This is a genomic window from Desulfosoma profundi, assembly GCF_055387865.1.
Map to the genome: position 1 here is coordinate 46,554 of NZ_AP042420.1, position 11,307 is coordinate 57,860.

The 11,307-nt window shown below is 57.2% G+C and carries 10 protein-coding genes; all 10 read left to right on the forward strand.

Translation table 11 applies throughout. The features are described from left to right. The first annotated feature begins 7 nt into the window (after nucleotides 1-7). The 10 genes from ACZ5K9_RS00125 (at nucleotide 8) to ACZ5K9_RS00170 (ending at nucleotide 11,294) form a co-directional block, all read left to right on the forward strand. Nucleotides 8-1,528, forward strand: a complete 1,521-nt coding sequence (locus tag ACZ5K9_RS00125) for a monovalent cation/H+ antiporter subunit D (protein ID WP_464272413.1) — start codon at nucleotides 8-10, stop codon at nucleotides 1,526-1,528. Next, complete coding sequence (locus ACZ5K9_RS00130) at nucleotides 1,525-2,007, forward strand: Na+/H+ antiporter subunit E (RefSeq protein ID WP_464272414.1); 483 nt, start codon at nucleotides 1,525-1,527, stop codon at nucleotides 2,005-2,007. Before ACZ5K9_RS00125 ends, ACZ5K9_RS00130 begins: the two co-directional genes overlap by 4 nt. Continuing rightward, nucleotides 2,004-2,276, forward strand: coding sequence for a K+/H+ antiporter subunit F (locus ACZ5K9_RS00135; protein ID WP_464272415.1), 273 nt, complete (start codon nucleotides 2,004-2,006; stop codon nucleotides 2,274-2,276). Before ACZ5K9_RS00130 ends, ACZ5K9_RS00135 begins: the two co-directional genes overlap by 4 nt. Continuing rightward, the gene (locus tag ACZ5K9_RS00140) at nucleotides 2,276-2,683 is read left to right on the forward strand and encodes a Na+/H+ antiporter subunit G (RefSeq protein ID WP_464273912.1); all 408 of its coding nucleotides are present in this window, start codon (nucleotides 2,276-2,278) and stop codon (nucleotides 2,681-2,683) included. The genes ACZ5K9_RS00135 and ACZ5K9_RS00140 overlap by 1 nt, the downstream gene beginning before the upstream one ends. A gap of 1,099 nt (nucleotides 2,684-3,782) precedes the next feature. Further along, a complete protein-coding gene (locus ACZ5K9_RS00145; RefSeq protein ID WP_464272416.1) occupies nucleotides 3,783-5,804 on the forward strand; it encodes a TonB-dependent receptor plug domain-containing protein in 2,022 nt (673 codons plus the stop codon). Between the two features lie 17 nt (nucleotides 5,805-5,821). Continuing rightward, complete coding sequence (locus ACZ5K9_RS00150) at nucleotides 5,822-6,913, forward strand: ABC transporter substrate-binding protein (protein WP_464272417.1); 1,092 nt, start codon at nucleotides 5,822-5,824, stop codon at nucleotides 6,911-6,913. Further along, on the forward strand, nucleotides 6,897-7,901 hold the full coding sequence (locus ACZ5K9_RS00155) for a FecCD family ABC transporter permease (RefSeq protein WP_464272418.1): 1,005 nt from the start codon (nucleotides 6,897-6,899) through the stop codon (nucleotides 7,899-7,901). The genes ACZ5K9_RS00150 and ACZ5K9_RS00155 overlap by 17 nt, the downstream gene beginning before the upstream one ends. Before the next feature lie 2 nt (nucleotides 7,902-7,903). Beyond that, nucleotides 7,904-8,698 carry an ABC transporter ATP-binding protein gene (locus ACZ5K9_RS00160; protein WP_464272419.1) on the forward strand — a complete coding sequence of 265 codons (795 nt, stop codon included), beginning with the start codon at nucleotides 7,904-7,906 and terminating at the stop codon, nucleotides 8,696-8,698. Between the two features lie 1,004 nt (nucleotides 8,699-9,702). Further along, a complete protein-coding gene (locus ACZ5K9_RS00165; RefSeq protein WP_464272420.1) occupies nucleotides 9,703-10,188 on the forward strand; it encodes a hypothetical protein in 486 nt (161 codons plus the stop codon). After that, nucleotides 10,185-11,294 (forward strand): hypothetical protein, encoded by a 1,110-nt coding sequence (locus tag ACZ5K9_RS00170; RefSeq protein ID WP_464272421.1) that lies wholly within the window; start codon nucleotides 10,185-10,187, stop codon nucleotides 11,292-11,294. Before ACZ5K9_RS00165 ends, ACZ5K9_RS00170 begins: the two co-directional genes overlap by 4 nt. The last annotated feature ends 13 nt before the right edge of the window (nucleotides 11,295-11,307 follow it).

The window sequence follows — 11,307 nt, forward strand, 5'->3', positions numbered from 1 at the left end:
AGGCGGAGTGAACCACTGGGTGGCGGCCCCCATTGTGATTCCCCTTGCCGCCGGCGGCGTGCTCCTGGCTCTGGCCCGCTCGAACCTGGCCTGGAAGCGATCCATCAGTGCCGTGGCCTGCGTGGCGGAGCTGCTCGTCTGTTGGAAGTTGGCCGCAGCAGCGTGCGGTTCAAACGCCCCGTTGGTTTATAGTGTGGGAAATTGGCCGGCCCCTTACGGCATCGTGCTGGTGGTCGATCGTCTGGCCGCCCTCATGTTGGTGCTCACAGCCGTCGTGGCGCTTGTCGTTTTTGGATATGCGACGTTGGGCGATGACACCCGGGGACGAGGCTTTCACGCTCTGTACCAATTTCAAGTGCTGGGCCTGTACGGCACCTTTCTCACCGGCGATCTTTTCAACCTCTTCGTCTTCATCGAAATTCTTCTCATCGCCTCCTACGGGCTGCTCCTTCAGGGGACGTCTTCCGTGCGCAGCCGTGCTGGATTTCACTATGTGGTCGTGAACCTGGTGGGCTCTTCGCTCTTCCTTCTCGCCGTGGGCCTGTTTTACGGTGTGCTCGGAACAGTGAATCTCGCCGATCTGTCGGTCAAGATGGCGTCGGTTCGGCCTGAAGATGCCGGCCTGGTACGCACGGCCGCCGCCCTATTGCTCATCGTTTTCGCCCTCAAGGGTGCCGTCGTGCCTTTTCACTTTTGGCTTCCGGAGACCTATGCGGCGGCTCTTGGACCGGTCGCCGCTCTGTTCTCTCTGCTCACCAAAGCAGGAGTGTATGCGGTCATGCGGGTCATGCCCTTGATTGCTCAAGGCGCACCCGGTTGGACGGCCAACGTGGCAAATTCTTGGCTGGTGCCGGCTGGACTGGTCACAGTCCTCGTGGGGGCTGCAGGCGCGCTGGCTTCCACAGACCTGCGACGCCTGGTTTCTTATGGGGTGCTTGTCTCCACGGGCACGCTCTGTGCCGGAATCGGCCTTTACAGCCTGGAAGCCATGGCGGCATCCCTTTATTATCTAATACACACTACACTGGTCACGGCGGCGCTTTTTTTGCTCACGGACGTCACGGCCCGCCATCGCGACCGGGGAAGTGAACTCGTCCCAGCGAGCGCAGTGCCGAAGCCGGCCTTGCTGGGAACACTTTTTTTCATCGGGGCCCTTGCCATGGCGGGAGTCCCGCCTTTGAGCGGGTTTACGGCCAAGGTGCTGTTGCTTCGAGCCGCAATGGGCAAAGGGCTTGTCACCGTGGGGATTTGGGCGGTTTTTCTGTTGTCCGGCTTGGCCCTGGTGGTGGCCCTGCAGCGCGCGGGAAGCGTGATTTTTTGGCAGGACGAGCCGGGAAAACCCCATGACACGGACCACCATGCACGTCTTTGGTGGCCCATAACTCTGCTTTTGGCCATGAGCCCGGCTTTGGTGCTGGGCGCCGGTTCCGTGAGCACGTTTTGTCTGGAAACTGCCGCTCAGGTCATGGACCCCGGGGCTTATGTGTCCAGTGTATTGGGAATGATCGTGGCAGGAGGAGCGCCATGAGGCGTTGGGTGCCTCAACCGGTGCTGACTGGGATCCTGGCGGCCACCTGGGTCCTGCTTTCCAACGACGTGGGAGGGGCCACGCTGGCTGTGGGTATGGGGCTGGGCCTCATCATCCCTCACGTGACGCTGGCTTTTTGGCCGGGAGTGGGCGTGCGAAAGCCGCTGAAAATCCTCCAGTATGTGATGCGGCTCGTCTGGGATGTGGTTGCGGCCAATTTCCAAGTCGCCGTTCTCGTATTGGGCCCCCAAAAACGCATGAAACCCGCATTTATCACCTTCCCTTGGCAGCTGACCAATGAATTCGCGGTGATTGTGCTCGCCTGCACCATCTCTCTCACGCCGGGCACCGTCACCGTCGATGTGGATTCCACCCGCCGATGCCTGCTCATCCACTGCCTGAACGCCCCGGATCCGTCGGCCTTGGTGCGCCGCCTTCGCCAAAGGTATGAAGACCCCTTGAAGGAGATTTTTCCATGATCTTGTGGACAGCCTGTGTCGCCGCGCTCTTCATGATGTGTGTGGCCCTCTTGTTGTGTTTGTGGCGCCTGGTGCGAGGTCCGGACATGCCCGACCGCATACTGGCTCTGGACACCCTCTACATCAACACCATCGCCCTCTTGGTTCTTCTGGGCGTCTATTATCCGAGCCAGGTTTACTTTGAAAGTGCTGTCGTCTTGGCCATGAGCGGGTTCATCGCCACCACGGCTCTGTGCAAATATCTGCTGCGAGGAGATATCATCGAATGATGGCATGGCCTCTTGTGGGCGACATGGTCATCGCCTTTTTTCTGTTGTTGGGAGCGGCCTTGGCCCTGGTGGGTTCCATCGGCTTGGTGCGCATGCCGGACTTTTTCATGCGCCTCCATGGGCCGACCAAAGCCACCACCCTGGGCATCGGAAGCATGCTCACGGCGTCGTTTCTTTTCTTTCTCATCCGCGGCAACACCTTGAGCTTGCACGAGATTCTGGTGACTTTCTTTTTGTTTATCACGGCTCCGGTGAGCGCCCACATGTTGAGCAAGGCTGCCTTGCACCTCAAGGTTCATAGGCAAAATGAGCACCGAGAAGGCAAAGAGGCTGGATCGTGCACGACGCTTGAACCCCCTGCATCGCGCGATGCAGGCGATCGCGAAAGGCCCCACGGCGGTGCGTGATGACATCGAAACGATTCCCTGTGGAACGGTGGGATCGTCGGGTCGACCCCTCCGGCGCAGGCAGAGGTCCGAGACCGTTCCGGGTGTCCGCGGGGCCCGCCGTCACCACCGCGCTTCTCCGCGCTCCTCCAGAACCACGGTGCAATGGAATCTCCATTCTTCCCGGAGAGGGATTGTCCCTCGTTGAGTGCCCGTCGGTTCCCTTCCGCGCGCATCTTCTCCATACCCGGCCCACGTCTCTCCCGAAAAGTTCGGCCAGGCCGGATTTGATGCGAACCTGCCCTGAGCAGGGCTAAATCCGCCTCTCGATTCAGCATGTCATCCCACGTGGACGTGATGCTGGAACCGTGTCAAAGGTGTTCCGCGGAGTGGACGACGCCGGCGGTGCGACGGCGAAAGACCTTGATTCAAGGCTGCCAATACCATGGGGCAGCGCGGCGTTGTGGATCCCGCTAGTGAGAAAATACCCCCAGAAATGCGCCCGTGTTCGGTTTTTTGAAACCCGGAAGTGGTGTTGCGGTCTGCGAGCCGGAGCTTTCGCTCCTTTCGCCCAAGACCGAGAAAGATTTTCCCCTCGTAAAATGAACGGCGGGCGTGTGTGAAGGAAAAGGCTTGCTCGTTGATCTTTTGAAAATCGGAGACACGTCACGAGGCTCAGAGGTGGGTTAGGACCTGCCATGTCCGAACCCTTGGCGGTTTGAGTCATCGGCAGCCAGGCGCAAAGCATGAGATTTTCGACGATAAGAGCCTTTTGTTTTTGGTCGCCTTTTCGAGAAGGTCATCTGTGCATGGGCTGGTCTTCCGGGCGCGGGACCGCCTGCTCGCAACTGAGGCTGAGAATCGATCCAGTCCATGAAACCGGCCAGGCCTTGAAGGGCTTCGGGGGCTACTCCCTCGGTGGACGGAATTTTCTTGGGCATACCGGGTGAGAGCGGACTCAACAGTTGACGCGCTAAGCCCGCTCATTGTAAGAGATGATCCACCATCCGAAGATGAAAAATCTCACAAATCGTGCCACGAAGGCATCTTCTGTCCATGCATTGGTGACTCGGGCTCTGCCGAGTCAGGGGGCGTATTGCATGCTAAGGAGGAGAGGACGATGCGGGGGAGAGGCCTTTGTGGTGCGGTGAGTGCCGCTGTGATGTTGCTCTGGGTTTTGGGCTTTGGAAGCCCACTCCACGGTGCCGAATCTTTGGAGCCTGTGGTGGTGACGGCCTCCAAGCTGCCACGAACACCGGGGAACGTGACCCAGAAAGTGGATACGGTGGATTCTGAGCAGCTTGGCAGGATTGTTTCGGGTCACGGGAATGTCGCGGATTGGTTGATCTACCAGCCTGGGGTGTTCGCCAATCCCTTGTCCAGAAACGACGCCAACTGGGGTTCCGTGGGCGGGCTGTCGCAAAAATATAATACTTACCTGCTTGAAGGTTTGCCCATTGATGTATTTGTGGAGCCTCAAAGCCTGGAAGTGCTGACGTTTGATCGCATCGAAGTCCAACGGGGCCCGGCTGCCGTGCTTTACCCCAACTATCTGGGCATGGACTTCGCCGGCAACCAAAGCCCTCTTACAGGAACGACCAATATCTTTCTCAAAGAGCGTTTCGACAAAAGGCAAACCCTCATCGATGCCTCCTACGGAAGTTGGAACACTCTCGAAACGCGTTTCTTGCACCAGCAGCCGGTGGGAGATGTTCACTTCTTCCTGGGAGGCACCCTGGAGGATTCCGACTACACGAACTATGGCACCAAGCCATCCTGGTTGAACATGATCGATGACCCTGAGTATCAGAAAACAAAGTTTTACGGCAAAATGACCTGGTTCATTAACGGCGACGAACGTCACAAAGCGTCCGTTTTTGCGCACCACACCATGCATCAAGGCGATGCGGGGCGACCCAAACGCGGTTTTGACCATGAGTATTGGACTGTCAATTCGGCTTATCAATTGCCTGTGAACGAAGTGACGACAGCCTCGTTTAAATTGGGATACAGAAATTACGACCGCACATGGCAAGAAGACAACTACCCGTCAAGCCTGACATTGCGGGAAGAGAATGGCGTGCGCCAAGAGATCGTTCCGGGGGATTTTTCTGTCGCTTTTGAACATTTGGATGGAAGTCTGCTGACCATTGGCACCGATTTTCAGACGGCGTCTTATAAAACCTATACAAACCCCGGGGTGCGCTCGGTGACCAACGACGCGTGCGCTCTGCAATACGGGGTGTATGCTCAGGAGGAGTTCGTCTGGGGAAAGACGACATTTCGGCTGGGAGGGCGCTATGCCTATACACGACATGATGTGGATCTGTTGAGCGGTACGCAGCCCGAAGATGATTCCACGTCATGGGACAAGTGGCTCTGGAGTGCCGGGGTGCGCCATCACCTTTTAGACAACCTGGCGGTTTTTGCCAATGCAGGCTCAAGCTTCGTGGCACCTTCCATTCATTCGGTCGGCGGCACGTTGAAGGCTTCGGACCGAGGCGTCCCGGGCAAAGACGGGCGGTTGCCCAATCCCGATCTCGAACCCGAATCCGGAATCGGCGCTGATCTTGGTCTCGATTGGAAGCCTTACCGACTTTTAAACTTTGGGGCCAGGGGATTTTACAACAAGGTCAAGGATAACATCGTTCAAGTGGTCGTGAGTGAAACCCCGTCTCAGGCGCAGGACATCAACGCGGGAGATACCGTGTCCTACGGCATTGAATTGGAAACACGATACAGGCCTTTAGACTGGCTTCAACTTTTTGCCAACTATACTTATACACAAACAGAGATCGAAAACGATATGGACCCGGACATGGATGGTGCTGATGTGCCGTTTGTGCCTGATCATATGGGCAACATCGGCGTGGATCTTGATCTCCCTTACAATATCCGGGCAAGCATCTATATTCACATGGCTGGAAGGATATACGACAGCACCTCAAAACAGAACCGCAATCGTTTCAGCGGCTACGAAGTGCTCAACGCCTCTGTGGAAAAGCTCGTTATGAAGAAAGACACGACGAGCCTCTCGGTCTATGGGCATTTCTACAATCTCACCGATAATGAATACGAAATGCCGTGGCAGTTCCAAGATCCCGGTTTTGCCTTCACGGGAGGCGTCAAACTTGTCTTTTAGATAAATCTGGAGTGGTGGTGCCCAAAACGGATCATTTCGGAGTGGATGGAAGCCCTGGGCCGCAATACCGGATGGGACGGTTTACGGCGTGGGCGGCGTGGCTTCCGGCGGCTGTTGCGGTGGCCGTTTTGCTGACATGGCAAACGGCCACGGCGGCGCCTGTTCGAGTCGAAGATTTTCGCGGCAAGACGATTGTTTTGCCGCGACCTGCCACAAGAATTGTGTGCCTCATCGAAAGTGCGCTGTCCGGCTTGTACATGCTGGGGGTGAAGGACCGCCTCGTTGGAGTGCCCAAGAGCGTGTACGACGGAAGTGTGCGGCCGTATTACGAAGCTCTCGATGATCGGATCCGGTCCCGTACCCTCCCAGCTCCAGGCAACTGGGACTTCATCAACCTCGAATCCATTACCGCCTTGAAACCCGATCTTGTCCTGCTTTGGGCCCACCAATCGGAAGCCGCGCACGCTCTGGAAAGCAAAGGCATTCCGGTCTTCGGGGTGTTTATCGAGAGGTTCGATGATGTCCATCGTGAAATAGAAGCTTTGGGGATGCTCACGGAAAGGACCGAGCGGGCTTCGGCTCTTATCCGTTTTGCCCAAGAAGAGCGGCAATGGGTCCGGGATAAAGTGCATTCCCTTGGAAACCCGAATCGACCGTCAGTTTATTTCATGTGGGTTCAGGGCGATCTGGAAACTTCCGGGGGCAATTCAACCGTTAACGAACTCATCGAGGCGGCCGGAGGTCGCAATGTTTTTGAGCACATGCCCCGGGAGCATCTGGTGGTGCATTGGGAAAGCCTGCTGAAGGCCGATCCGGAAGTTGTTGTCATGTGGGCGAACGAAAAGCGGGATCCCTCCCATATCTTGGGGGCGTCGCGTTGGCGTTCAGTTCGAGCCGTCCAAAACGGGTTCGTCTATGAACTCCCGGACATCTTTAGCAATGATTTGTGGACGCTGAAATACCCCTTGGCGGTGTTGACCGTCGCTTCTTGGCTCCACCCGGTCGCCTTCCTCGACGAAGACTTGAAACGGCGCAAGATCTCGTATCTCGAAAAACTTTACAATTCATCGGATGTGGCTGAGGTCGCCGCGGATGTCTTCTCGAGGTAGGCGGATTGCCGTTTTTGCCCTTCCATGGCCGTCGCTTGTCCTGTCCCTGTTCATAGGTCCGGCCGATTCCATCACTGCATCCGACGTGCTCCGGTGGTTCGTGGCCCACCTGGGACTGACCTCCTTCGGGGAAAACGCGGATCTTGTCCACGCCATCGTCTGGGATGTCCGAATCCCCCGCATTCTGCTGACGTTTTTGGTGGGCGGTTCATTAAGCATGTCCGGCGCCGCCTTGCAGGCCATGTTTCGAAATCCCTTGGTCTCCCCTTACCTCCTGGGGCTTTCTTCAGGGGCCGCTTTCGGTGCTGCCGTTGCCCTGGCCTCCATGTGGCTTCCCGTGTATGCCACAGCATTTTTGGGCGGCGTGCTGGCCGTCGGATGCAGTTACGTGTTAGGCAAGGTGGGCAGGGGCGGCAGCTCAGTGAGTCTTGTGCTCTCGGGCATCATTGTTTCCGGAATCTTTACTGCGCTGTTGACCATTGTCCAATTTATGACCGACCCTTTCAAACTCCAGACTATCGTCCACTGGACTATGGGAAATTTGCACAACGCCGATTGGAAACGACTTGGCGACTCATGGGCCTTTCTCGGTCTGGGCGCCGTGATGCTTTTTTTAAGGCGATGGCGCATGAACGTGTTGGCCCTGGGGGATCAGGAGGCATGGGCCGTCGGGGTGCATCCTGAGCGAGAAAAAATCTTGTTGCTCATTCCGGCGACCCTTTCGGCCTCGGCGTCGGTCGCGGCGGCCGGCGTCATAGGCATGGTCGGACTGGTGGTGCCGCACATGGTTCGTATGCTTCTCGGGCCGGACAACCGCGTGGGCATCCCCGCGTGCTTCGCTTTCGGGGGCGTCTACCTCCTTTTGATGGACGATCTCGCCCGGTCTCTCACCGCCTTTGAACTTCCCATCGGCATCTTCACGACTTTGCTCGGGGGGCCCTTTTTCATCTTCCTTCTGCGCCGCTCCCGCGTCGGTTGGGAATCATGAACATGGAGGAAAAACCCGGGATGCGCGTTTCCGAAGCGGAAGCCCTTGAGGTTCGCGGTCTGTGTTTTTCTTACGGCACCCGGCTGATCCTGCGCGACGTGAACTTCTCGGTCAAAAGCGGGACGTTCACTGTGGTCTTGGGCCGCAACGGCAGCGGCAAAAGCACTTTGTTCCGCATTATCGCCGGCCTGCTGCGCCCCCAGAAAGGCACCGTTTCGATTTTCGGCCAACCGTTGCACGCCCTCTCTTTTCGCGAAAGAACCCGCCTCCTAGGGTTTTTGCCCCAACAGCACCACCCCGTTTTCCCTTTTGCCGTGGAAGACGTGGTGCTGACAGGACGTGCCGCGTGGGTCGGGTGGACTCCAAAGGCGGAAGACCGCGCGACAGCCGTGCAGGCTCTGGAACGTCTAGGCATCGGCCATCTCAAGGATATGCCCTACACAGAACTCTCCGGTGGAGAACAGCAGATGGTGCTCATTGCGCGCGTTCTCGCCCAAAATCCCCGAGTCCTCCTACTCGACGAGCCGACGTCACATCTGGACTTCGTCAACGCCAACCGCCTTTTGGCTTTAGTTCGCCACTCCCTTTGCCCGCACATGACCGTCGTGGCTATTCTTCACGATCCCAACCTGGCGTTTCAGCACGGCACGCATTTTCTCTATCTTACGCAAGGCCACATCGTGCAGCTTGAGGAAGGATCCAGTCCTTGGGATGCGGATTTGATCAGCCGGGTGTACGGTATTCCGGTGGAAATTGTGCCCTACAGGGATCGGGCCTTGGTGGTTCCTGGTCGATGACCGCACCGTAGCCCCCGACACCTCACCGGGTCAGTTCAGGCTCGTGACACCGCCTCATGAAGACGGCACTCTGCCCTCAAAGTCCGTGGTTGGATGTCCACCTCAAAATAGAATTCAAACAAGCTCTCTCCCACGGAACTCTTGTGCGTAAAATTCGCCGGCATTCTTCAAGCGTTCCTCATGTGGTAAAGTATATTCTCCCTTCCTGACTGCCAAACCATTCGACGAATCGCATCCAGTCGATCCACACGCGGGCCGGCCCGTCTTTTTGAACATCATGGTCTTTTTTAAGGGTGAGCGCTTGTCCCCAGACGAGCCCATGGGTCCACCCGGGGGCAAGGGGTTTTTGAGAATCTCCATCTCTGCTTGCTGGTCCGGTGCTCCTTCCGGCAAAATATCGGCCAACGCGGAGCATGCCGCCGCAACAAGCCACGCCGCAGCTAACCCAACAATTCCGGACTTGCTCGACCTGTTCATGAATCTTTTCTCCTTTGGAGGGTAAAGGTTGCCCCTGCTTTTCATACGAAACAGAAGCGGAGGGAAATCACCAAAGCCTCGAAACCCCCTTCTCCATGCCATCGATGTCTTGGGTTGGGCGATTTGGTCACCATTGGATCGACCCTTGGTTCTGCCCATGGACTCATGGACCTCAAGTATGAGCGACGACTGAAACGAACCTGTTTCCTCAAGGGACCGCCTCATTCCTGGTGGCAACCGGTTTTTCGCTCGTAGAATGGAGACATCCGACCACTCCACTTTGAATCTCCCTGCGCCCCCGATCCCCCTTTTAAACCTTTTGCCCGAGGATCGTTTTCGCTGCTATGGGCCTTCCCATCAGATTTTCGCCTGGCAGGGGCGTCAAGTGGGAGGTCTGAAGGTGTCAGCCCGTGCCGTCCCGCTTTACGAGCTTAGGTCGCTCTTTGGAGTGACGGTGATTCATATTGATTTCCGAGCCTTCCTAGGATAATCACTAGCAAGCCAGCCGAAAAAGCGGCGGCACGACGGTGTCGGCAATCAGAAGAGTCATTTTTGGGAGCTATCCCATCGGTCGGGCCGAACGGCACATGACTTCCTTAGAGAAACGAACCACGCTTTGGGACGCCCTTGGCCGTGGGCTGAGAAATTTTCCGCCGACTTACTGGGAAGAGCGCATGCTCTTCGCCGGCGCCTCGGACCGGGATCTCCTCGAACAGACTTCTTTTTTTCCAGACCGCCTCCGACACCCTTCGGGCACCCACCCCATTTTCGTCCTCAACGTGTGGAACCCGTCGGCCGTTGAAGTCTGCCCGTGTTCCACAAAAGGTCGTATGGCCGTGCGATTCATCCGCCAGGGATGTCGCCTGGACATCACCGAAAAAATCATGGACCGCCGCAGCTACCTCATCGAGGCCTTTCGATTCTTGCTTCCTCAGGATCCTTCCTTTTGGAAGCCGCTCAGATTCTGGGGAAAAGTTCCCGAATCGTGCCTCCAACCGGTGCAGAATCTATGAACTGGAAGGAATGGCTGAATTCCGAGGAATGCTTCCCCGTCTTGGAGCGGGCGGCCTCAAGGGTCCTGCAGCACAAACGGCACCTCGACCTTCCACGAAGCCTGTCTTCGGATTCGGACGATCGAGCCGGCCAAGATTCCGGGGGTGCCCGGACGTCCAGTCAGGACATGGTGAATACCCTGTGGCTTTACGCCATGAAACAGGCCGATGTCTGGGAGGTTCGACACGCCTTCGATGTGTTGAGCGCCCAGGGAACACCGCGTCTCGTGGCGTTTGTGGTTACCCGATACCTCAGGTATCTCCAGGATAGCGCCCGCACTCACGCGGGTCATCCCGCAAAAGCTCTTTATCGGCGCCTGCGCCAGTGCCTTCAGAACCACGATGGGGTCCAGTATCGTCTGAGAAGCGGCTACGCCGCCTATGCCTGCGCGGATGCAGGATCGCCGGTGGAAATTGAAGCCGACGGGCCTCTTCCGGTGCCTGAAAGCTACCGTCGCTGGCCGCCGCCGAACCCTTCGTTTCATTTGTCCCCCGGGGTCCTGACCAAAGACATCGTCATTACCTGGGCATGTCAATTTTGGCGGGAGGCCGAGCGACGCCTTGGAAAACCATGCTGGATTCCTGTGCGCGAATTGGCACGGTATCTTATGGCGCACCTGCCCATGGAGCTTTCGGAGCGGGAAGTGCTTTTTTCGGATTTGAGTCCCGCAGAGAATGAAGAGGAGCCGGACAGAGATTTTGAGATCGCCGTGCACGCGCCCCAGGAAAAAGAACTCGTGCGTCACGATCTGCCCCGCCTTGCCCGGACACTTGTGGCAAGCTGGGATGCGCGCGAGCGGACGGCCTTCTACGCCAAATATGCTCTTGATTGGAAACTGGCCGACATCGCCAAAATAACGGGCCATCGGGGGGCGTCCGGAGCGAGACATCTTCTGGAACAGCTCACCCTCAGAATTCACGATTTTTGCCTGCTTTGGTCAGGCTTGCCTTCCTGGGATGAAGATCGTGACCTCGCCGCGGATTTCCTTTACGAACTCTTGCACGCCTGTAAATCCGACTGGGAAAGCCGTAAACATTTATTGAAAGGTTCCGCCAAATCAGATTGACCCTCATAAAGGG